Annotated in this window: 20 protein-coding genes, 1 tRNA gene and 1 other annotated feature; of the genes, 12 read left to right on the forward strand and 9 right to left on the reverse strand. The window is 43.6% G+C overall.

The window, feature by feature from the left end:
• Nucleotides 1–531: 531 nt before the first annotated feature.
• From H6G14_RS22465 to H6G14_RS22475, 3 genes are all read left to right on the forward strand, one after another.
• The gene (locus H6G14_RS22465) at nt 532–1,947 is read left to right on the forward strand and encodes an efflux RND transporter periplasmic adaptor subunit (protein WP_190569795.1); all 1,416 of its coding nucleotides are present in this window, start codon (nt 532–534) and stop codon (nt 1,945–1,947) included.
• Between the two features lie 118 nt (nt 1,948–2,065).
• Nucleotides 2,066–5,332, forward strand: a complete 3,267-nt coding sequence (locus tag H6G14_RS22470) for an efflux RND transporter permease subunit (protein ID WP_190569796.1) — start codon at nt 2,066–2,068, stop codon at nt 5,330–5,332.
• A gap of 182 nt (nt 5,333–5,514) precedes the next feature.
• Nucleotides 5,515–6,585 carry a hypothetical protein gene (locus tag H6G14_RS22475; RefSeq protein ID WP_190569797.1) on the forward strand — a complete coding sequence of 357 codons (1,071 nt, stop codon included), beginning with the start codon at nt 5,515–5,517 and terminating at the stop codon, nt 6,583–6,585.
• Nucleotides 6,586–6,606: 21 nt separating this feature from the next.
• Here H6G14_RS22475 and H6G14_RS22480 read toward each other — a convergent pair whose 3' ends face one another.
• Entirely contained in the window at nt 6,607–7,611 is a 1,005-nt protein-coding gene (locus H6G14_RS22480; RefSeq protein WP_190569799.1) for an SDR family oxidoreductase, read from the reverse strand.
• An 88-nt stretch (nt 7,612–7,699) separates the two neighbouring features.
• Between H6G14_RS22480 and H6G14_RS22485 the strand changes: the two genes are divergently transcribed.
• From H6G14_RS22485 to rplL, 9 genes are all read left to right on the forward strand, one after another.
• Nucleotides 7,700–8,410 (forward strand): TetR/AcrR family transcriptional regulator, encoded by a 711-nt coding sequence (locus H6G14_RS22485; RefSeq protein ID WP_190569801.1) that lies wholly within the window; start codon nt 7,700–7,702, stop codon nt 8,408–8,410.
• A gap of 191 nt (nt 8,411–8,601) precedes the next feature.
• Entirely contained in the window at nt 8,602–8,964 is a 363-nt protein-coding gene (rplS, locus tag H6G14_RS22490) for a 50S ribosomal protein L19 (RefSeq protein ID WP_041456214.1), read from the forward strand.
• A gap of 140 nt (nt 8,965–9,104) precedes the next feature.
• Nucleotides 9,105–9,177: transfer RNA gene (locus H6G14_RS22495), tRNA-Trp, on the forward strand.
• Between the two features lie 197 nt (nt 9,178–9,374).
• On the forward strand, nt 9,375–9,596 hold the full coding sequence (secE, locus tag H6G14_RS22500; protein WP_010999422.1) for a preprotein translocase subunit SecE: 222 nt from the start codon (nt 9,375–9,377) through the stop codon (nt 9,594–9,596).
• On the forward strand, nt 9,596–10,228 hold the full coding sequence (gene nusG / locus H6G14_RS22505; RefSeq protein WP_011319321.1) for a transcription termination/antitermination protein NusG: 633 nt from the start codon (nt 9,596–9,598) through the stop codon (nt 10,226–10,228). The genes secE and nusG overlap by 1 nt, the downstream gene beginning before the upstream one ends.
• A 7-nt stretch (nt 10,229–10,235) precedes the next feature.
• The gene (gene rplK / locus H6G14_RS22510) at nt 10,236–10,661 is read left to right on the forward strand and encodes a 50S ribosomal protein L11 (protein WP_190569803.1); all 426 of its coding nucleotides are present in this window, start codon (nt 10,236–10,238) and stop codon (nt 10,659–10,661) included.
• 124 nt (nt 10,662–10,785) lie between these two features.
• A complete protein-coding gene (gene rplA / locus H6G14_RS22515) occupies nt 10,786–11,502 on the forward strand; it encodes a 50S ribosomal protein L1 (RefSeq protein WP_190569805.1) in 717 nt (238 codons plus the stop codon).
• A gap of 63 nt (nt 11,503–11,565) precedes the next feature.
• Nucleotides 11,566–11,732: a sequence feature (ribosomal protein L10 leader region), on the forward strand.
• A 59-nt stretch (nt 11,733–11,791) separates the two neighbouring features.
• Entirely contained in the window at nt 11,792–12,337 is a 546-nt protein-coding gene (rplJ, locus tag H6G14_RS22520) for a 50S ribosomal protein L10 (RefSeq protein ID WP_010999426.1), read from the forward strand.
• Nucleotides 12,338–12,437: 100 nt separating this feature from the next.
• Entirely contained in the window at nt 12,438–12,830 is a 393-nt protein-coding gene (rplL, locus tag H6G14_RS22525) for a 50S ribosomal protein L7/L12 (RefSeq protein ID WP_190569807.1), read from the forward strand.
• Nucleotides 12,831–12,922: 92 nt separating this feature from the next.
• On the opposite strand, the gene H6G14_RS22530 is transcribed toward rplL, so the two are convergent.
• The 8 genes from H6G14_RS22530 to xth all read right to left on the reverse strand — a co-directional run bounded on the left by H6G14_RS22530 (nt 12,923) and on the right by xth (nt 21,513).
• On the reverse strand, nt 12,923–14,194 hold the full coding sequence (locus H6G14_RS22530; RefSeq protein WP_190569809.1) for a hypothetical protein: 1,272 nt from the start codon (nt 14,192–14,194) through the stop codon (nt 12,923–12,925).
• 3 nt (nt 14,195–14,197) lie between these two features.
• A complete protein-coding gene (locus H6G14_RS22535) occupies nt 14,198–15,073 on the reverse strand; it encodes a hypothetical protein (RefSeq protein ID WP_242053509.1) in 876 nt (291 codons plus the stop codon).
• Entirely contained in the window at nt 15,070–17,328 is a 2,259-nt protein-coding gene (locus tag H6G14_RS22540; RefSeq protein ID WP_190569811.1) for a serine protease, read from the reverse strand. Before H6G14_RS22540 ends, H6G14_RS22535 begins: the two co-directional genes overlap by 4 nt.
• A gap of 35 nt (nt 17,329–17,363) precedes the next feature.
• Nucleotides 17,364–17,780 (reverse strand): hypothetical protein, encoded by a 417-nt coding sequence (locus H6G14_RS22545; protein ID WP_190569813.1) that lies wholly within the window; start codon nt 17,778–17,780, stop codon nt 17,364–17,366.
• Nucleotides 17,781–17,877: 97 nt separating this feature from the next.
• A complete protein-coding gene (locus tag H6G14_RS22550; RefSeq protein WP_190569814.1) occupies nt 17,878–18,066 on the reverse strand; it encodes a hypothetical protein in 189 nt (62 codons plus the stop codon).
• Complete coding sequence (locus tag H6G14_RS22555; protein ID WP_190569815.1) at nt 18,044–19,540, reverse strand: beta-barrel domain-containing protein; 1,497 nt, start codon at nt 19,538–19,540, stop codon at nt 18,044–18,046. The genes H6G14_RS22550 and H6G14_RS22555 overlap by 23 nt, the downstream gene beginning before the upstream one ends.
• 90 nt (nt 19,541–19,630) lie before the next feature.
• A complete protein-coding gene (locus H6G14_RS22560; RefSeq protein WP_190569817.1) occupies nt 19,631–20,506 on the reverse strand; it encodes an SDR family oxidoreductase in 876 nt (291 codons plus the stop codon).
• 224 nt (nt 20,507–20,730) lie between these two features.
• Complete coding sequence (gene xth, locus H6G14_RS22565; RefSeq protein ID WP_190569819.1) at nt 20,731–21,513, reverse strand: exodeoxyribonuclease III; 783 nt, start codon at nt 21,511–21,513, stop codon at nt 20,731–20,733.
• Nucleotides 21,514–21,939: the final 426 nt, after the last annotated feature.

The following is a 21,939-nucleotide window of genomic DNA, read 5'->3' on the forward strand; positions in this document are numbered from 1 at the left end:
TCACCTAAATGGCATAAATAACTGATTTTGCCTATATAATATATCGTAGCTAAAAGCAATTTCTGTTCAGAAAAGTTAATATATTCTCGAAATCTTCCAGAATTGCCTATGACATTGCTAGTATTATTGCTAATATTTGTGTATATTTAGTAAAGCTAAATATTTGCACTTGATGATTTTTAGGGAAAAAAGCTAAGGACTAATTTTAGTTTCTTCAAGTTCCCTAACTAGAATACTTTTCATGCCAACATAAAAAATTAATACACCTTACATAGCCAAATCAAATATCAAACACAATCCTGCAATTGCGTAAATAGAGTAGTAGCGAAATTTGTTTTGACTTTATCTCGTAAAAGTAGCAACGTTTGACACAAAAAGTTCTGGGAAAAACTTGGTCTATTCTCAATATTATTTTTCAGCTAGCACCACATATACATGATTGCTAGGTAAAACAGGCTGTTATTGTCAAAACTTTCACAAACAAGGAAACAAACCATAAATGATTTTCAACCAAAATCCACAGCAAAAATCATGAAACAGCAAACTTACCCAGCGACAAGCCAGTTAATCAAAACGAAATTACAATTTAGTAGCGGAATTTCTACCCACAGACAGATATTTCCTGGCTGGCAATGTGCAAAACACGCCTTATTTGCTGCTTGTTTGTTGAGTATTGGTGTGCTAACAGCAAGTTGTGGTTCCCTACCCAAGGAAACAGCCGAAGCCCAATCTCAGCAACGTAGAGGCGGAGAAAGAGGCGGGTTAGCGCCTGTAGATGTGGCGATCGCCCGTAGAGAAAGACTAGAGACACAACCAGAGTATACAGGTACTACCACACCATTCCGGACAATATCACTGCGATCGCAGGTAGAAGCCAGACTCTTAGCTTTGAACTTAGATGTAGGTGACACAGTTAAACGAGGGCAGAACGTCGGACAACTGGATGACATCATATTATCCACCGACCTCAAGCAAGCAGAAGCCGAACTCGCAGCTTTGGAATCAGAAGTAGCTAGAGCCACAACCCAGGTCAGTAATGCCCGCGCCCAAGTGGAAAGAGCAAGACTCGAAGTGGTACAAGCTGAGGCAGATGCCCAACGTCAAGAGAGATTATTTAAAGAAGGCGCTATATCAGAGCAAGCCGCCGAGCAAGCACGCACAGAAGCAAAAACAGCTACTCAAGCACTCCGTGCAGCTACTGAGCAAGTGCGAACCGAAGAACAAGCCGTTGCTGCTGCCAAAGGTAGAGTATTTGCCCAAAAAGCCGTAGTTGCCCAAACAAAAGAACGTCGCTCATATACTCGCCTCACATCGCCCCTTAACGGCGTTATCACCGAGAGGGTCACAGAGCCTGGTAATCTTTTACAAGCTGGAGGAGAAGTTTTAAAAATTGCTGACCTGAGCCGAATTAAAGTTGTAGTACAAGTCTCCGAATTAGAACTAGGACAAATTCAAGTCGGACAATCTGTACAAGTACGCTTAGATGCTTTCCCCGACCAAACAATTATCGGTAGAGTCGCCCGCATTTCCCCCACCGCCGATGCTACAGCTCGTTTAATACCAGTAGAAGTAGTAATTCCTAACAGTCAAGGCAACATCGGTAGTGGATTGCTAGCAAGAGTTAATTTTGCCAGTCAGACTCCAGAACGAGTGGTAGTGTCACAAACAGCCATTCAAAGGGAAGGCAGAAACCAGGAATCCTCCCCAACAACCCCAAGACAATCACAAAATCAAAACGGCACACTGTACGTAGTTACAGATAGCCAAGGCAAGCCAACTGTCACAGCCCGTACAGTCACTTTAGGAAAAAGTGCTGATGGCAAAGTAGAAATTTTATCTGGCTTACAACCTGGAGAGCAGTACGTCGCACGTAGTGGTAGACCCTTAAAAGATGGGGAAAATGTACGTCTTTCAATTCTTTCAGAGCGAAACCCTGCGAGGAATTAAAAATTCAAAGTAAAGATTTAGGTTGGGAATTTTTAATTTTGCGGAAAGTTGCGGTGCAGGGGTTCCCCCCGTTGAGCAAACTTTCCAAGACGAATTTTGAATTGGAGCGCAGCGACTCATGCAGCAAGTAAATAAAAGTGGCGGATTTAGTATTAGTACCGTATCAATTCGCCAACATATCGGTACACTTATGCTCACCTTAGCAGTTATGGTGCTGGGTGTATTTTTCATTATCAAGTTGCCTGTAGATTTATTACCCTCAATTACCTATCCCCGCATTGGTGTACGCATAGAAGCACCTGGAGTTTCCCCGGAGGTAGCAATTGATGAAGTGACTAGACCTTTGGAAGAAGCCTTCTCGGCAACAGAAGGTGTGGTACAGATTTTTTCTCAAACTCGTGAGGGACAAGTCAGTTTGGATTTGTTCTTTCAACCAGGAGGTAATATTGACCAAGCTCTCAATGATGCTACTGCGGCTTTCAACAGAGCGAGAAACGGCTTACCAGACACAATTGAAGAACCGCGTCTGTTCAAAATCGATCCTTCCCAGTTACCAGTATATGAATTCGCCTTAACATCCCCCTCCTTAGAAGGGCTAGATTTACGAGTGTTTGCAGAAGAAGAACTAGCCCGCGAATTGGGTGTTGTTCCTGGAGTAGCTGGGGTAGACGTATCGGGCGGAGTGCAAGAAGAAGTTAGAGTTAATATTGATTTAGATCGCTTGCAAGCTTTGGGTGTAGGTTTAAATGATGTTCTAGATGAACTCAGAAACCGCAACGTTGATATTTCTGGTGGTCGGATTTTAGGACAAAATTCCGAACCTTTAACCCGTACTGTTGGACGCTTTCAAAGCGCCGACGAACTCAGAAATTTGTCCTTTGAAGTCTCCTCAACTGCTTCCTCAAATCCCAGTCAACAGTCAACAGTCAACAGTCAACCATCAACCATTAACAACCGCCGCGTTTATCTCCGGGACTTTGCCCAAATTATAGATGGTTCAGAACAACAACGGATATATGTCTCACTCAACGGTGAGCCGGCAGTCAAAGTCAGTGTTCAAAAGCAACCAGATGCTAACACTATTAATGTTGTTGATGCTGTAAAAAAACGTTTAGAAGAACTGCGACAATCTAGCGTAGTTCCCGAAGGTACCGTGATTACACCTACCTTAGATGAATCGAGATTTATCCGTAACTCTATCTCCAATGTTACCAGTTCTGGATTGATAGGAACAGCATTAGCGGCGATCGCCGTCCTTCTCTTCCTTGGTTCCTTACGACAGACCTTTATCATCGTTATCGCCATCCCTCTAGCCACCCTAGCCGCCATCATCTTGATGGGGTTATTTGGTTTATCCATCAACGTCTTTAGTTTAGGTGGTTTAGCCTTGGGTGTGGGTATAGTCGTAGATAACTCCATCGTCATGTTGGAGAGCATTGCCGAAGGCGTGGGCATGACTCCTGGTAAAGATAGTAAAAGCAGGCTCAGTCACAAGCAACTAATTGCTCAAGCAGAAACCAGCAGCCAAGAAGTTGAATCCGCTCTAATTGCTTCTACGAGTACCAACTTAGTGGCAGTGTTGCCGTTTCTACTTATTGGTGGTTTTATAGCCTTATTATTTAACGAACTAATTCTCACCATCACCTTTTCTGTTGCCGCTTCCATCGTCATTGCTGTAACAGTTGTGCCAATGCTTGCTTCTCGTTTATTAGGCTGGAAATTTTCCAGTGGCTTGAGCAACTTTTGGCCATTACGGAAATTCAATGCGCGTTTTGAAGCAGCTACGCGAGGATATGGTAGATTTTTAGCTGGTATATTACGCTGGCGATTAGTCACAGTAGCGATCGCTATTCTCCTGTTTGGTGGTGGTAGTTTATGGATGGCTCCCCAAATTCCCCAACAAATCCTCCCCCGTATCAGTACAGGACAAGCCAGCTTATTCGCTCAGTTCCCACCCGGCACGCCTTTAGAGACTAATAGCAAAGTCATGAGCGCGGTGGATGAAATTATTCGGCAACAGCCAGAAACAGAATATACTTTCACCACTGCTGGTGGTGCTTTATTTGGCACTAATACCAATGCTAACCCCTTACGAGGTACCAGCACCATCACCCTCAAACCAGGCACAGATGTAGATACTTATGTCGAACGAGTTACCCAAGAATTAAATAAACTAAATTTAGCAGGTATTCGTTTACGCTTGGCTCCTGGTCAAGTACGGGGTTTAATTACCAATAACTCCCCTGTACGCAATGCCGACGTTGATGTGATTCTCCAGGGTACTAATGCAGACACATTACAACAAGCCAGCCGTCAGGTACTAGCAGCCTTAGAAGAACAAGCCACCCAAGTGAGATTTCGTCCCGATGCTGATGAACGACAACCAGAAATTCAAATCTTGCCCGACTGGGAAAGAGTTTCTGCACTGGGATTAACAACCAGAGATATCGGAGACACAATTCAGACTGCCCTAGAAGGCAGCGTACCCACACAACTGCAACGGGGCAACCGCTTGGTAGATGTGCGAGTACAGTTAAATGAGTCAGCAGTGCAAACAGGTTCTCAATTAGAAAGACTACCTTTATTTGTTGGTAACAATCGTCAAGTTCGCCTCAGTGATGTCGCCAGAATCGTCGAAGCCCAAGCGCCAGGAGAGATTCAGCGTATTAACCAACGCCAAGTTATCATATTTGCCGGGAATTTAACTGAAGGAGCTAGTCTAAGTCGCGCCATCGAACAGGTAAATAACGTCATTAGTAACCTAGAATTACCAGAAGGCGTAAGCGTTTTACCAAGCGCCGCCGCAGAATCCAATCGGCAACTACAAAGTTCACTGCAACTATTAGGCGGATTAGCTAGCTTTCTCGTTTTCGTCGTCATGGCAGTGCAGTACAATTCCCTCATTGACCCGCTAGTAATTATGTTTACCATTCCCCTAGCACTAGCCGGCGGGATTTTTGGACTTTACATTACCAATACTGCAATTGGTGCAACCGTCATCGTCGGTGCAGTTCTACTAGTAGGTATTGTCGTCAATAACGCCATCATCATGGTGGAATTGGCAAATCAAATCCGCGATCGCGACAAAGTTGACCGCCGCACCGCTATTTTGCAAGCTGCACCCCAGCGCTTACGTCCCATATTAATGACCACCATTACTACTGTCTTGGGGATGTTTCCCCTAGCATTAGGAATCGGTGAAGGCTCAGAATTTCTACAACCATTAGGCGTAGTAGTGTTTTCCGGTTTATCCTTAGCAACATTACTCACACTATTTATCATCCCCTGCTTTTACACCTTACTCCATGATTTATTGAGTGGAGCTTGGAGTAAGCCAGTGTTTATTTGGTGGCGGATGTGGAAGAAAAGGTTTACCAAAGCCTGATCCATGATTATTGGTAGGGGTAACTACATAAGCTCTAGATACTTAGAAAAGTGGACATTTTTACATAGGGATGTTTTTTCATCATGACAACTTTAAATTTGCTCCACCTTTCTTTGATAAGCTGATCGGAAGCAATCGTTCATGCGGCAGCCCGACGAAATAACTTGCTTCTATCTAAAGATATGATGAATCCAAGCCAATTACCCCCCATTTACTTTTACATCCCAGACGGAGATTGGCGTGCCACCATGCCCACGAATCCCGATGTGTACTGGAAAGAGTTTGGTGGGGTAGTTACCCCTACTGTGTATGGCTGGACAGTGCAAACTTATTTACGTCTTAAGCACGCAGGATTTCCTTGTGAATTAGTCAGTAAAATTCCTGATGAAGGTATTCTCATCGCGTATCGGCGTTCCGTACCAGAAGAATTTAAACCCGGTGCAAAAGTTTTGTTTGTGTGTCTCAAATCAGAGCAAAACCCACATCCTTATGCACAGATCCATGTAGTAGGAAATATTAAAGAAACTGCTCCTCAAGTGGATATCCAAGGTTATCGATATTATATGCCCCATTGGCCGCAACCAGGATTGATTCCACGGGACACAGCACGTGGCGATCGCTTTGAAACGGCAGCTTTCTTTGGGGAACTACGTAATTTGGCACCAGAACTACAGGATGCTGCTTTTGCCCAGCAACTTGAGAAATTAGGTTTATCATGGCAGATTCTAGACAGAACACAACGCGATCGCTGGAATGACTTCAGTGCAGTCGATGTGATTATTGCGGTCAGAAAGTTTGGTCATGCTTCCGATTATGCGTGGAAACCTGCATTAAAACTATACAACGCTTGGCACGCTGGTGTGCCGGCGATTCTGGGTCAAGACTCTGCATTTCGTAATGAGCGCCGCAGCGAACTAGACTATCTGGAAGTAGGTTCTGTAGAAGAAGTGATTACTAACCTGAAGCAGTTGAAAGATGATGTAGAACTCCGGCAGGCTATTGTGACGAATGGTAATCTACGCGCTCAAGAGAGTAGTGTGGCATACTTAACGCAACGGTGGCAAAATTTTATGACAGAAATTGCTGTTCCTGCTTATTGGCGCTGGCTGGAATCTTCCACCTTACAACAGCAAATATTCATGATGAATCGTTATAGCGATTTTAAGTTGAAAAAGTGGCGATCGCAAGTACGAAAATGGCGTGGTTCCGTCACTACTCCCATGAAAACTCTACTGATGGGTATGCACCGCTAGACAAAATATTTTAGCCACATCTCAAAAATAGCCTTGAGATTTGTACCATGCCACCGTATCTTTCAACGTATCTCTCAAGGGGCGGAAAGTTGCGCCCAAATCTCGTTCGGCTTTGGCTGAACTTAACTTGGCTTTTTCCAATAAAGTCTGGATACCAGCTAATGGCATGGGATTTACTCCGCCGGTCACACCTGTTAACTTTTCCAAAAACCAAGCGATCGCGATCGCTATCCCATCAGGAATTTCTATTCTAGGTGCTTTGACCCCGGAAATCGCTTCCAGTTCTAAGGCAATATCTTTCATGGTTGTTAGTGGCCCCGCTACGATGTAACGCCCACCTCTTTCACCTTTTTCGGCAGCTTTTACCATAACCGCCGCCACATCCCGTACATCAGTCAATGCAGCACCACCATTAATTATCCCAGGCAGTTTACCCGCCAATAGGTCTAACACCAGTTGACCCGCAGAAGTTGGTGCAGCATCTCCAGGCCCCATCATCCAACCAGGTAGAATCATCACTACGTCTATTTGGCTGGTGTTGAGAAAGCGGTAAATTTCCTGTTCTGCCAAAACCTTTGTTTTGAAATAGAGATTCTGTTCCGCAAATTTATTGTAAGGTGCGGTTTCCGTGGCTGCCTGATGTGGATCAGTTTGGATTACCCCACTGGATGAGGTAAACGCCACCTTTGCTACCCCCTGGGTCTCTGCTGCTTGCAGAAGTTCCATCGTGGCATCTACATTAATACGCTTCATCTTCTGCCAGTCACTACCCGGTTGGTAATACTCCCGGAAAAAAGCTGCCGTGTGAAACACCACATCTACTCCCTTTAATGCCTGAGTAAAGGCAGGTACATCTTCAATATCACCCTGAATAAATTCAATGCCACTATCTCCCAGGAAACGTTTGGCTTTATCAAGAGAACGAACCAAACCTTTTACTTGCCATCCCTGGGATACAAGCGCTCGGCAAAGATTACTACCCAGCAGACCTGTTGCTCCAGTCACAAAAGCTATTTTGCCGCTCATGATCTTTATTCCTGTTGATCTTATAGCTTGTAAACCCAGTCTGAACATTGCTAGTGTGAGTTATTACTCACATCATATCTTGCAGTATATGAGCAAAGACTCACATCGTCAATCCCCAGGTAATGAACAAGTGAAATCATCAGTTTTAAAAGATGATAATCTTCAGAAAAGCCGACGCAAACCCTCAGGCGATCGCGGGCGGCAAAGGCGTGATTTAATCCTTGATACGGCTGCCGATTTACTAGCAGAGGGAGGGACTGAAGCTATCAATACCAATGCCTTAGCCGATCGCGCCAATATTTCAATTGGGTCAGTATATCAGTACTTCTCCAATAAGGAGTCCATCCTCACGGCCTTAGGGGAGCGATATATGCAGCAATTAAGCAGGAATACAATAGCGGCTTTACAGCAGGATGTCTCAGGTCTAGATTTTGTAGCGATGGTTGATCGAGTAATTGACCCCATGATTGCCTTTGAGCGCCAGCATCCCGCTTTTAGACATTTAAACGCCGGTCAAGAAGGGGAAGGTATCCTAGCTGAAGGAGCCAAACGAGTCGATCAAGAAATACTAGCAACCATCTATGATTTACTACTGAGAGTTTGCCCTCATCTCCATCCTACTCAGGGTTGGCAAATTGCACGGGTGACAAAAGCCCTTTACAAAGGTATGAGCTATTTAATCCAGCAAGAAAAAGAGATTAAAAACGCCGGTGGAGATATTAACGACATGATTGCTGATATGAAGCGGATGATGGTGACTTACTTAGCAGACCAGTTGGGACAATTAACTGTGGGATAGAGACAAGCGATCGCCCAATCACAATACCCATAATCCGACTGTCGCAAATTAGTTAAAGATTCTCTACTGGTGTTGAGCGTCAGATTGTACTTTAACTTAAGATAACGATGTTGATTAAGTCAAAATCAGTGGACTGAAACATAGCGATCGATTTATGATAGATGATCGTGAGTTTTTTAAACAAACAGACCATGAGCGCTCAAGAAATTATCCGCTCCATAGAAGCGGAACAACTAAAATCTAACCTGCCCGAAATTTACATCGGTGATACCGTCAGAGTCGGTGTGAAGATTAAAGAAGGTGATAAATATCGTGTGCAGCCCTATGAAGGCGTTGTCATCGCCAGACGCAACGGTGGTATTAACGAAACAATTACCGTCCGCCGCGTCTTCCAAGGCGTTGGTGTAGAACGGGTATTCCTGCTGCACTCCCCCCGGATTGACAACATCAAAGTACTACGCCGTGGTAAAGTAAGACGTGCTAAACTTTATTATCTGCGTGGTCGCGTAGGTAAAGCTACCCGCATCAAGCAACGGTTCGACCGTTCTCTATAATTTTTGTTCAGGGTATGGGAGAAATCTCAATTAATCGGCGGCATCTGCCGCTAGTTAACTCGACAAAACTATGGTAGGATGGTAATCTAGTTACGTTAAACTAAAAAAGTTTGACACAAACTAAAATCAAGCCAGCTTGTGCGCTCTTAGTTCAGTTGGTAGAACGCAGGTCTCCAAAACCTGATGTCGGGGGTTCAAGTCCTCCAGGGCGCGCTCGAAAGTAAAAAACACAGCCCGAACCAGTGGTACAACTGCTAAAATAGCAGGAAGTGCTATTGATTTCGGGTGTAGTTGTTTTATACTTGCAGCTTTTTTGCTTCCAGTTAATTTTGATGGAATTGAAGCTGTCAACCTGGATGAAAATTAGCAGAGTTATAGCTGTATTGAGTAAAGACGGGGGATAAACGACCGTGGCCAAAAAAAATGAAGCAGAAATCGCAGAGACTTCTGGTGGGTTTAACTTTACCAACTTCTTCCAAGGAACAAAAGAAGAATTAGAGAAAGTAGTTTGGCCCAGTCGCAAGCAACTAATAAGTGAATCAGCAGCCGTGTTGCTTATGGTGACACTCTCCGCTTCCTTAATCTACTTAGTCGATGGATTGTTTGCTTGGGTAGCAAAGCAGGTATTCTGATGACTTCTGCGACAGACGAACCAACAAACTCGGCGTTGCAGTCAGAGGAAACAGCAGAAACAGCACTTACAGAAGCACGCTGGTATGCAGTACAAGTAGCCTCAGGCTGCGAAAAGCGGGTAAAAACAAATTTAGAGCAGCGCATTCAAACTTTTGATGTGGCGGAAAAAATTGTCCAGGTAGAAATTCCCCACACACCAGCAGTCAAAATCCGTAAGGATGGCAGCCGTCAACACACAGAAGAGAAAGTATTTCCTGGCTATGTGTTAGTGCGGATGGTGATGGATGATGATACCTGGCAGGTGGTACGTAATACATCCCATGTAATTAACTTTGTGGGAGCAGAACAAAAACGTGGTACAGGCAAAGGTCGCGGTCACGTTAAACCACTACCCCTAAGCCACTCAGAAGTAGAACGTATCTTTAAACAAACCACAGAACAAGAGCCAATTGTCAAAATTGACATGGCTAGTGGTGATAAGATAATTGTGCTTTCTGGCCCATTCAAGGACTTTGAAGGTGAGGTGATTGAAGTTAGTCCAGAACGGAGTAAACTAAAAGCCTTGCTATCGATCTTCGGGCGAGACACACCAGTAGAACTGGAATTTAATCAGGTAGAAAAACAGAGCTAAATAAAAAATGGCGAAGAAAGTAGTAGCGGTCATTAAGTTGGCCCTGAATGCTGGAAAAGCCAACCCAGCACCCCCAGTTGGCCCCGCCTTGGGTCAACATGGTGTTAATATCATGATGTTCTGCAAAGAGTACAACGCCAAAACAGCCGACCAAGCTGGTATGGTGATTCCTGTAGAAATATCGGTTTATGAAGACCGGAGTTTCACATTTGTACTCAAAACTCCACCAGCATCTGTATTAATCCGTAAAGCAGCGAAAATTGAAAGAGGTTCCAACGAACCGAATAAAAAGAAAGTTGGCTCAATTACCACAGCACAACTGCGGGAAATTGCTCAAACTAAACTGCCTGACCTCAACGCCAACGACATAGATGCGGCAATGAAGATTGTGGCAGGAACCGCCAAAAATATGGGTGTTACAGTCACCGATTAGTTGAAAATTCCGAGTTAATAGTGATGGGTATAGTGATTAGCACTGATTACTCAAAACTTACCACTCATAACTAAAATTTATCGGGGGAGAAGCCAAGCTTCGTAACCGACCCCAGGAGATAACAATGACAAAGAAAATATCACGGCGCTTGCGGGAGTTGCAAGCAAAAGTTGAAGATAGAGAATACGGGCCTTTAGATGCTCTAAGCTTGTTGAAAGAGACAGCTACAGCAAAATTTGCCGAAGCTGCGGAAGCGCATATCCGCTTAGGTATTGATCCAAAATATACAGACCAACAATTACGGACTACAGTTGCACTACCCAAAGGTACAGGGCAAATTGTGCGAGTAGCCGTAATCGCTCGTGGGGAAAAAGTTACAGAAGCCTCCAACGCTGGTGCTGATGTATTTGGTTCCGAAGAACTAATTGACGAAATCCAAAAAGGCCGCATGGATTTTGACAAGTTGATTGCCACACCAGATGTCATGCCACAGGTAGCAAAACTTGGTAAGATGTTAGGCCCTCGTGGTTTAATGCCTTCGCCAAAAGGTGGTACGGTGACATTTGACATAGCAAGTGCGATCGCTGAATTCAAAGCAGGTAAACTAGAATTCCGGGCTGACCGTACAGGCATTGTTCATGTTATGTTTGGTAAGGCATCCTTCTCGCCAGAAGATTTGTTGGTAAACCTGAAGGCGTTGCAAGAGACGATTGACCGTAACCGTCCTTCGGGAGCCAAAGGTCGCTACTGGCGCACATTTTATGTATCTGCCACAATGGGGCCATCTATTAGAGTCGATATTAACGCTCTGAGAGATTATAAACTGACTGAAGCTGCATAATCGAGGTCATGGGTGATGGGTAATAGGTAATGGATACAATACTATTACCAACGACTAATAACCAAAACTAAATATGCAAAGCCGGAGACAGCAGGTGCTAACAGCTTAAATACCCTGCCGAGGTAAAAGCTCTCTTACTCAATGTGACGTGAAAAATAATGCGTCGCTTTAGTAATCAGAGTCTTGAGACTAAACCCCGGCTGAGATAGTCGGGGTTTATTGTTGTACCCTGGTCAGAAAAAATCATCAAAAGAGAAATCGACGATTATTTTGAGGAGGTGAAACCGACATGGGTAGAACGTTAGAAAACAAAAAGGAAATCGTAGCTGACCTCAAAGAAACTTTGGGTGAGTCTACTTTGGCACTGGTAATTGAATACCAAGGGCTGACAGTTGCTGAAATTACCGACTTACGGAAACGCCTACGTCCTAGTGGTACTGTCTGCAAAGTAACTAAAAATACTTTGATGGGTATTGCCATTCAAGATGATGAAAAATGGCAGCCTTTGTCGGAATTGCTCAAAGGTTCTTCAGCATTTTTGCTAGTTAAAGAAGATTTTTCTTCTGCGATTAAAGCATACCAAGAGTTCCAAAAAGTTACCAAGAAGACAGAACTTCGCGGTGGCGTAATGGAAGGGCGCTTGCTCAAAGAACCAGATGTCAAAGCTTTAGGAGACTTGCCATCCAAGGAACAACTCATGGGTCAAATTGCTGGAGCTATCAACGCTTTGGCTACCAAGATTGCTGTGGGTATCAACGAAGTTCCTGGTGGCTTGGCGCGCGCTTTGCAAGCTGTCGCTGACAAAGAAAATGGCGGCGATGATAGCGCTGCCTAATTAGTAGTTAGCTGTTGTTAGCAGTTAATAAAAATGACAACTGACAACGAACAACTGACAACGAACAAATAACTAAATCAACATTACGGGAGTTATATCAATGTCTGCTGCAACCGATCAAATTTTAGAACAATTGAAATCTCTGTCTTTGTTAGAAGCTGCTGAGTTAGTTAAGCAAATTGAAGAAGCTTTTGGCGTAAGTGCTGCTGCTCCAGCTGGTGGAATGATGATGATGGCTGCTCCTGGTGCTGCTGCTGCTGCTGAACCAGTAGAAGAGCAAACCGAGTTTGATGTTGTTCTCGAATCCGTTCCTGCTGATAAGAAGATTGCAGTTCTGAAGATTGTCCGCGAAATCACTGGTCTAGGCTTGAAAGAAGCTAAAGACTTAGTAGAAGCTGCACCTAAAGCAGTTAAGGAAGCGATCGCTAAAGATGCTGCTGAAGATGCTAAGAAGCGGATTGAAGAAGCCGGCGGTAAGGTAACAATCAAGTAATTAAGCCATCAGGCATCAATTGCTTAAATACTCTTACTATAAAAAAAGGAGTCGAATTCGACTCCTTTTTTGTGTTTATTTCTGGTTGGTTGCTATTGATTGTCTGCATCTGATTTGGAAGTATTACTAAATAACCAGGGAAGTAGATTAGCAATTGTAGCTGCACCAAAGGAAAACAGAGCAATAATGGCATCGCGGGGTAAAACGCCATCTAACCAACTACCTCGGATTCTGGAAACAGGAAAATCTTTATCTAGCCCGATTTGAATTTGTTTAGTTGTACCAGAAAAACGGGCTTCTATGCCCTTTTTTTCGGGAATTATTTGTAAATTGCGGATTAGTTGAATATTGAGTGGCTGATTGGGGTTTTCTCCCATGAGAAACTGATCATCTTTAATTTCTTTTTCTTGTTCGGCCATGCGGATTTTACCTTCGATAATGGTGGAAACTTCTAACTCGTCTCTGAGGTCGCCGCCATTTCTATCTACACGAATAAATCTCACATCTTTAGTGGCTATTTTCCCCCTAAACCACTGTTCTGATTCAGGTTTTGGAGGCTGGGATAGGGTAATGTAAACGTTGGTATTTTGTTTAAGTTCTAGCTGGAATTCTTTATTATTTGGGTTGACAATAAACTCTAATTGTGTTGTTTCGTCTTGTTGTTTGGGTAAATTTAAACTAGGTATTTTATAACCTTCTAAGATAACTTTGATTGGTTGTCCACCTAAATATATTTTTAATGTATTGGAACTGGTTTGATTTATTTGAGAATTAGGTAGTAGAGAAAAAGCTAGTTGCTGACGATAAAAGTCGTAATTGAGTCCAGTTACTTTGGTTTGGGGTTGGATTCGCAGTTCCTCTAGGGTGATTTCGCTGGTTACATCGGCGTTGGCTGGGGTAATAATTAATTTACTTTCTCTGTCTGTAAGCTGGATTTGTAAGGAGTTTAATTGATTCAGTTGCGGTAAGGATTGACTTTGAAAATTACCTGTAAAAGTTAGTGTTTGAATGCCTTGATTTTCTAGTTCTTTAATATATTTAATATTGCCGATAAATAATTTAGGTAGCTCACCATTATAGGTAAAACTCATTTCTTGAAAAATGAGATTGCCTTCAAATATGTGTGTTCCTGGTAAAATGGCGGCTAGGGTAACAAAGCTAAAAGCTGAAAGCAGGAGTAACCCAAGAATAAAAGATTTACTCTTAGGTAGATAGGGTTTAAGTTTTTGTAAGTATGGGCGAATCTTTTGAGTATGGTTACGAAGAAAACCCACTAATTTAGTGAGGTCAATTTTACTAATAATTTTTAGGATGGCGTTGATGAAATGGGGGGATTTGTGTCTGGCTTTTTGCCTAGATGCCATGTTTTATTTCAACCAATTGGGATTATGTTCAAATACAATTCGTCGTTCAATTCTATCGCTTGGTTCATTTCTGCGTTCTATATTAGCAACATAGTGTAGTTCATAGCGTCCGGGTGGGGCGTTGCGTCCATCCCAGGTGAAGATGATTTCACCGCTATCGGCGTTGGGGCGGGATTGGTTGTGGATGGTTTTTTTGTCTGGGGAGATGATTTTAACGCTGGTAAACCTGACTCTATCCTGGGAATAAAAGACAAATTCATAATTACCGGAAGTTTGCCCTAAAACGACGGGAACATAAACATTTTGAGAACCAAGGCTATAGGTTGCTACGGCGCGGAGTTTGTTGGCTGGGATTTTTGCTTCTCTGAGGACGTAGGTATCCCAGCTAAAGCGGAAATTTGCGCCATTGTTAGACAATAGTAAGTCATCTAATTGATAGTGATAAGTATCGCCCAATGATTTCACTGTGACTTGGGGATTGTTACCGCCGGTGATGCGGGGAACTTGTAATGTTAGGGTTTTGTCGAAGCGGGTGAGGTTGCGGGTAGCGATGGAAATTAGGCTCAAACTATTACCGCTTAGGAGTTCGCGTTTGATACCTTCGCAACGGTTGGGTGGGTTGCGGCGAATATATTCGGTAGAACGGGAATTTCCGGTTGGGCAGGAAGCAGCAGCAGGGAGATGGTTAAAGCTGAGGATGAATAGGCTGGCAAATACAAATATGATGTATAGCTGACTTTGAAAACCCCTCTCCAAACCTCTCCCCTGCCAGGAGAGAGGCTTTGATTTTTGTGTCCCTTCCTGACAAGGGAAGTGTTTGGGGGAAGGGTTTGAGAGAAAGTTAGACATGGCTTTGGCAAGAATAATTTTATAATTCATGGTTGGTTTAAATTAATATTCCAGGTGGATAGGAGTTTTTTAACTTCGGATATGGGGTAGGCGAAATTTCGCGTTTCACCTTTTTGACGGGCATAGACGATGCCTACAAGCCGATTTTGGGAATCAAGTACAGGACTGCCGGAGTAACCAGGTTGGAGTACTGTTGATATTTCTAGTTCTTGGTTTTTATTGCTGCTAATTTTTCCTTTTTCTCTAGACCATGATTTATCTTCACCTCGTTTAGCAGAATGACCGATAATTTGAATGGGCATGACGGGGGTGATGGGGGTTGCAGAGATGGGTAGAGGTTGGATATCTTCTGGCAGCTTACCGCTAATTTCTAAAACGGCTAGATCAAGTCCATCTTTATTAGTCATTTTGAATAGTTTGGCATCTCGCCGCATTCGCACACGGTCTGATGGTGGGGAACTGAAAAATTCTACCTGTATATTTTTACCCTGTTCTCTGCCATCAAAAATTACATGACGATTGGTGAGGATTAATGTGCGATTGGCTTCTCGGTGAATGACTACACCAGTACCAATCTCTGTTCCCTGACGTTCGCTGTTTGAAAACTCCGCAGTGATGAGTACCACAGCACGCTTAATGGGTAAAGTTGGGTCATTTTTGGGCAACCATTGCTGATCGCTTTCTACCCTGGCTAGTTTATTTTGTTGTTCAGTCCATAATCGCCGTGCTTCTCTATTGTTGTTACTGGCATAGACAAAATCGGGGTCAATTCCTTCTGACTTGTCAAAATGTTCTATGGCTTTTTGAAGCTTCCCTTGTTGTTGGAATGCCAGACCCAGACCATTGTAAGCAAGAGTATAATCGCTAGCTGGTGGGCCAGGAGTGTCTGGTAATGTTAGGGCTTTTTGGTAGGCGGCAACTGCTTGGTCTAATTTCTTCTGGCCTCTCAGGGCATTACCGAGATTGTAGTAGGCGATGGCATATTTAGGGTTGAGTTCGATGGCTTTTTGGTAGGCGGCAACTGCTTGGTCTAATTTCTGCTGGTCACTCAGGGCAACACCGAGATTGTTGTAAGCACCAGCATATTTAGGGTCAAGTTCGATGGCTTTTTGGTAGGCGGCAACTGCTTGGTCTAATTTCTTCTGGCCTCTCAGGGCATTGCCGAGATTGTAGTAGGCGATGGCATATTTAGGGTTGAGTTCGATGGCTTTTTGGTAGGCGGCAACTGCTTGTTCTATTTTCTGTTGGTCGTATAGGGCGTTGCCGAGATTGTAGTAGGCAATGGCATATTTAGGGTTGAGTTCGATGGCTTTTTTGTAGGCGGCAACTGCTTGTTCTATTTTCTGTTGGTCGTATAGGGCGTTGCCGAGATTGTTGTAAGCAATGGCATATTTAGGGTTGAGTTCGATGGCTTTTTGGTAGGCGACAACTGCTTGTTCTATTTTCTGTTGGTCGTATAGGGCGTTGCCGAGATTGTTGTAAGCAATGGCATATTTAGGGTTGAGTTCGATGGCTTTTTGGTAGGCGGCAACTGCTTGTTCTATTTTCTGTTGGTCGTATAGGGCGTTGCCGAGATTGTTGTAAACAATGGCATATTTAGGGTTGAGTTCGATGGCTTTTTGGTAGGCGACAACTGCTTGTTCTATTTTCTGTTGGTCGTATAGGGCGTTGCCGAGATTGTTGTAAGCAGTGGCATATTTAGGGTTGAGTTCGATGGCTTTTTGGTAGGCGACAACTGCTTGTTCTATTTTCTGTTGGTCGTATAGGGCGTTGCCGAGATTGTAGTAGGCAATGGCAAATTTAGGGTCAAGTTCGATGGCTTTTTGGTAAGCGGTAACTGCTTGGTCTAATTTCTTCTTGTCACTCAGGACATTGCCGAGACCATTGTAAGCGATCGCTAAGTTAGGGTTAATTTGCAACGCTTTCTTGTGCTGTGCGATCGCCTCCTCTGGTTTCCCTTGAGCATTTAGCACATTACCTATACCAACATAAGCTTCTGCATCACTAGGATTGAGTTGTAAGGCTTTCTGGTGTGCTGCTAAGGCTTCCTCTAATTTTCCCTGTCGCCGCAAGGCATTACCTAAATTGTTATGAGCTTTGCCATTATTGGGTTCAAGTTGCAGAACTTGCCGCCAAATTATCTCGGCTTGGGAGTTATTCCATAATGTTTCTGCTGCTTCGCCTTGTTTAAATAGCTGTTCAATTGTGTTTTGAGCAAATACAAGCTGGGGTGTCGTAGTTAGAGATGAAATTAATAATAAATTAGTAAATATACGGTAGCGCATAAGAATGCTGATGCTTTTTCAGATTCTACCAATATTTACGTAAAGGTTGCCATAAGACGGATGAGTGTTTGATACTCGTGGGCGAGTGTTTGATACTCGTGGGCGAGTGTTTGATACTCGTGGGCGAGTGTTTGATACTCGTGGGCGAGTGTTTGATACTCGTGGGTGAGTGTTTGATACTCGTGGGTGAGTGTTTGATACTCGTGGGTGAGTGTTTGATACTCATGGGCGAGTGTTTGATACTCGTGGGTGAGTGGTTGATATTCGTGGGTGAGTGTTTGATACTCGTGAGTGAGTGTTTGATATTCGTGGGCGAGTGGTTGATATTCGTGGGCGAGTGTTTGATGGTGGTTTGCAGTTGAGTCAAATACAGACCTAACCCCCAGCCCCTTCCCTTGCAGGGAAGGGGAGTAAGAATCAAAGCTTTTCTCTTTGTAGGCTACGGTGTACACACAAGTTTGATCGACTTTGCCTTATAACGTTTTGATCCCCCCTAACCCCCCTTAAAAAGGGGGGAAACTTCTTAAAGTCCCCCTTTTTAAGGGGGATTTAGGGGGATCGAACCACATTTTGCACCCAGCCAAAAGATGTGTGTACATCGTAGCCTGGGAGAAGAGATGAGAGAGTTGATGAAAGATAAAAGCGATCGCCTAAAATGATCTTCATTAGGCGATCGCTCTTTAATAGATAAGTTGCGCCTGCGGTATAACACAGCTTACCTGACAGAAAACGCTTCACTGAATCGGCGGGTTACTGGTTCCATAATGAAGGTCAAAATTGACTTTTTCCGAGTGACAATTTCACCACTTGCAGCCATTCCTGGTGTAAATGTCACATTTTGACCGCGAACGCTGACAAAGTGCTGATTTAATTTAATTCTGGTGGGGAAAACTAAGCCTAATTCTTTGTCTACGGTGGCGTTAGGACTGACTTGTGCAACTTCACCCTCAATTGTGCCGAATTCTTGGAAGGGGAAAGTTGCCATTTTTACTTTAGCTCTCATTCCTTTGCGAATAAATCCAATATCACGGTTGAGAACTTTCACTTCTAAGAGCATCTCTTCGCCTTCGGGCAAGATTGATAATAACTCCTCGCCTGATTGTACTGGCCCTTTGGTGGCTTTGATTTTATAAATTGTGCCAGCAACAGGAGCTTTGATAGTTTCACCGTCTGTTTGTTTTTTGGCTTGCTCTAATTGTCCAGCAACGTTGGTTAGTTCTTCTTTGCGCTTGTTCATTTCGGTCAGGATTTCACTTTGGCGCTCTGATACTACCCGTTGTGCTTGATTACGAGCCGCTTGATAGGCTTGTTCGGCTTGGCGAATTTCTTGTTCTTGTGCAGAAATATCTTTTTCTAAAGAAGTAACTTTATCTTCAGCCTCTGTTAAGCGATTTTGGGCGTTGATGACTTCATCTTGGGATCTAGTGATATCTGTTTGGGCGCGAGTTAATCTTTCTCTGGCTTCTAGGTAATCAACTCGCGGAACAGCCCCAGGAGTTATCAAAGTGCGTAAGTTTTTCTCTCTACTTTGAGCAATTTCCAGGTTTTCTTCTACTTTGCTGCTGATGCTTTTAGCATTAAACAGGTTCGTTTTGGCATTAGCAACACTAGTTCTAGCATTGACTAAATTATCTTGTAACCGAATGAGACGAACTCTGGCTTGGTCAATGAGCGATCGCTGACGGCTGGCTTCGGCTTCGGCTGCGGCTTGGCGTGCTTGGTAGTCGCGGAGGCGAGATTTTAAAAGTTCATCTTGGATTGGTGTACCAGTGCTTTGTCCACCCATGCGTTCTGCTTGCAAACGCTGGATATCTTGTTGAATCAGTTTAGTTGATTGGGCTAGTCTGGTGACATCAGTTTGTTTGAGGTCTGGGTCGCGTTGAATTAAAACTTGGTCTTTAGTGACGCGATCGCCTTCTTTCACTTTAATGGCTTTGATTGTGCCATCACCAAGGGATGTTACAGGTCTGACCTGGGAGGAAGCGATTAATTCCCCTTGTGCAACGGCTACTTCATCTATTTCTGAGAGAGCAGCCCAGGCGATCGTCCCGAATACTACTAAACTAATGGTTCCTGCTAATAATCTAGTATAAAGTGGCGGTAATTCTTTAACCGCCTTACCCAGTTCATAAGATAGTTGGTCTTCTGGTCTAGCAAACTGTTGTTTTGTTTGACGAGCTTGAGGAGCGTTAGCTAATAGAGAATATTTCATAAAGTTTTTGATTGGGGATTTGTCATTAGTCAGTTGTCAGTGGTCAGTGGTTAGTATGCAGTTACAACCGACCACTAACAACCAACTTACTCAAACAGCTAAATAGCGCCTTAAGAAACTTTCCAAAGTTTCCAAGGGAAAGTTAAAGGTCTGCTCTAATTTAGCTATCTCATCTTTTCTACAGAAAAATTCATTGGACAGTAAGGTGCGGAAAGTTCCTAAAGCCTGTTGTGCTTCGGGATTAATTAAACCCAAGACACCCCGCAATCCATCAATGACCAATAATGGTGAGTTAACCACTATTGGTTCTTTCTTAAAGATATGACCGAAAATTTGGGGAATGTCCTCACGTAATAGAATCTCTGGCCCCCCGACGGAAAAGATTTGATTACGAGCGTCTGGAACGGTCACTGAATCCACTACTATCCTTGCTAAATCATCTGTACTCACAATAGAGATACGGTTTTTAGGGTCGCCAATTAGCAAATATAACCCTGTTTCCCGAAACCTTTCTGCTAAAGGTAGCAAGTTAGATGCTAATCCAGCCGGACGTAAAATGGTGTAGTTCAAGCCACTAGCCGCCAAATAATTTTCTACAGCTCGTTTGGCTTTAAATACGGGAGCATCTTCATACCCCCGTTCGGCTCCTAATACGGAAATAAAGACAAAGTGCTGCACTCCGTTAGCTTTCGCTTGGTCGATCAGTGCGATGTTAGCACGGTAGTCGAGGCTTAGTGCATCGTTATCAGAGCCGTGGGCGCTGATAATATATTGAACACCTTGGCAAGCTTTTTCTATATCTTGTTCGCGCCGCAAATCGCCAATAAAGATGTCGGCTCCTCGGTGTTCCAGTTCACCGTAACGCGAAGTAAGACGGACAAAACCTCGCACAGAATGATCGTGTTCGCGCAGGAGTCTTATCACTCTGCGGCCAATGTCTCCTGTTGCTCCAGTTACCAAAAACATAATGATTAGGGATTAGGGATTGGGGACTGGGGATTGGGGATAAGGGGTAATGGGGACTGGGGACTGGAGACTGGGGACTGGGGACTGGGGACTGGGGAAATTTTTCCCCCTGCTCCCTGCTCCCCTGCTCCCCTGCTCCCCTGCTCCCCCTGCTCCCTGCTCCCCCTGCTCCCCCTGCTCTCTTCTTTCACCAGTCCCCCAGTATCTAATCTAAAGTCTCAACTTTAAATTTCGACAATGACGGGAGTATGGTCGCTTGGTTGAGTTAATTTTCTGGGGGAGATATCAATAGTGCAACTTTTCGCCTGTGCATATAGTACTGGTGTGAGGTAGTGATGATCGATTCTCCAGCCTTGGTTACGGCGGAAAGAGGCGGCGCGGTAATCCCACCAACTAAAGTGTCCGCCTTCGGTGGTGAATTTGCGAAAAGCATCAGCAAAGCCTAGTTCTAAAACATCTTGTAAAGCTTGGCGCTCGGCTGGAGATGCCATGATGTGATTTTCAGCTTTGACTTTTTCGTGAATATCTTTGTCTTCTAAGGCAATATTAAAGTCACCGCAGATGCAGATGGCGGGTTGTAATAAGAGAAGCGATCGCAGATACTCTCTCAATACAGTTAACCAGCGTAGCTTATACTCATACTTTTCGCTGGCGATCGCTGAACCATTGGGAACATAGAGGTTGACAATCCGTACACCATCTATCACCCCTGTAATTACTCGTTTCTGCTCGTCCCATATCGGTTCTATATCTGGCAAAATCGGTGTGAATCCCGTGGTCACATCTGTAAGGGGTTGTTGGCTAATTAAAGCTACGCCATTGTAAGCTTTCTGCCCTGATATATATAAGTGATAGCCCAAACTTTCAAAAGGCGATCGTGGAAAATCATGATCTACAACCTTTGTCTCCTGCAAGCACAGAACATCAACGGGATTTTGTTTTAACCAATCCACAACTTGCTCTAGACGAGTGCGAATCGAGTTAACGTTCCAAGTAGCGATTTTCATTAGTTAGTTAACACTATGTAAATGAATAATGACTATGACATCGATTTTTTTTTATGATTATTTAATATTTATCAGATTCCTTTGTTTTTTTGTGTTTTCTTTCAAGAGAAGTCTTTTAGAATTGATCCCAAACTATATTTTTAGTAGTTTTCGCTACAAAACACTCCTTTTTGTCAGCTAGACTACAAAATATTTTACTTGTTTATGATTCTTCAGACAGATGAACTCGGAAAATATAAGCTATATTCTAAAAGTAGTTGCTTAGTGCTTATGATTTAGGGGTGAAAATACATTACATTCCGTAAATTGTGACAGTATGTTTAATCTAATATTCCCCTTGAAAGTGTTCATTAGGTTAATTTAAATGTCAAAACAGGAAGTAATAATTTTATTCCTCATAAAATGATGTAAGTCTGAATTGTGAGG

Origin of the sequence: Nostoc parmelioides FACHB-3921 (assembly GCF_014696625.1) — a bacterium.
Lineage (GTDB): Bacteria > Cyanobacteriota > Cyanobacteriia > Cyanobacteriales > Nostocaceae > Trichormus > Trichormus parmelioides.

Bases quoted from the DNA above. Each gene is read 5' to 3' on its own strand.
- H6G14_RS22530 (WP_190569809.1), bottom strand. From the start codon at position 14,194: ATGGCATCTAGGCAAAAAGCCAGACACAAATCCCCCCATTTCATCAAC.
- H6G14_RS22540 (WP_190569811.1), bottom strand. From the start codon at position 17,328: ATGCGCTACCGTATATTTACTAATTTATTATTAATTTCATCTCTAACT.
- rplA (WP_190569805.1), top strand. From the start codon at position 10,786: ATGACAAAGAAAATATCACGGCGCTTGCGGGAGTTGCAAGCAAAAGTT.
- H6G14_RS22465 (WP_190569795.1), top strand. From the start codon at position 532: ATGAAACAGCAAACTTACCCAGCGACAAGCCAGTTAATCAAAACGAAA.
- H6G14_RS22560 (WP_190569817.1), bottom strand. From the start codon at position 20,506: ATGTTTTTGGTAACTGGAGCAACAGGAGACATTGGCCGCAGAGTGATA.
- H6G14_RS22470 (WP_190569796.1), top strand. From the start codon at position 2,066: ATGCAGCAAGTAAATAAAAGTGGCGGATTTAGTATTAGTACCGTATCA.
- nusG (WP_011319321.1), top strand. From the start codon at position 9,596: ATGACTTCTGCGACAGACGAACCAACAAACTCGGCGTTGCAGTCAGAG.
- rplJ (WP_010999426.1), top strand. From the start codon at position 11,792: ATGGGTAGAACGTTAGAAAACAAAAAGGAAATCGTAGCTGACCTCAAA.
- rplL (WP_190569807.1), top strand. From the start codon at position 12,438: ATGTCTGCTGCAACCGATCAAATTTTAGAACAATTGAAATCTCTGTCT.
- H6G14_RS22555 (WP_190569815.1), bottom strand. From the start codon at position 19,540: ATGAAATATTCTCTATTAGCTAACGCTCCTCAAGCTCGTCAAACAAAA.
- H6G14_RS22475 (WP_190569797.1), top strand. From the start codon at position 5,515: ATGATGAATCCAAGCCAATTACCCCCCATTTACTTTTACATCCCAGAC.
- rplS (WP_041456214.1), top strand. From the start codon at position 8,602: ATGAGCGCTCAAGAAATTATCCGCTCCATAGAAGCGGAACAACTAAAA.
- H6G14_RS22480 (WP_190569799.1), bottom strand. From the start codon at position 7,611: ATGAGCGGCAAAATAGCTTTTGTGACTGGAGCAACAGGTCTGCTGGGT.
- H6G14_RS22485 (WP_190569801.1), top strand. From the start codon at position 7,700: ATGAGCAAAGACTCACATCGTCAATCCCCAGGTAATGAACAAGTGAAA.
- rplK (WP_190569803.1), top strand. From the start codon at position 10,236: ATGGCGAAGAAAGTAGTAGCGGTCATTAAGTTGGCCCTGAATGCTGGA.
- xth (WP_190569819.1), bottom strand. From the start codon at position 21,513: ATGAAAATCGCTACTTGGAACGTTAACTCGATTCGCACTCGTCTAGAG.
- H6G14_RS22535 (WP_242053509.1), bottom strand. From the start codon at position 15,073: ATGAATTATAAAATTATTCTTGCCAAAGCCATGTCTAACTTTCTCTCA.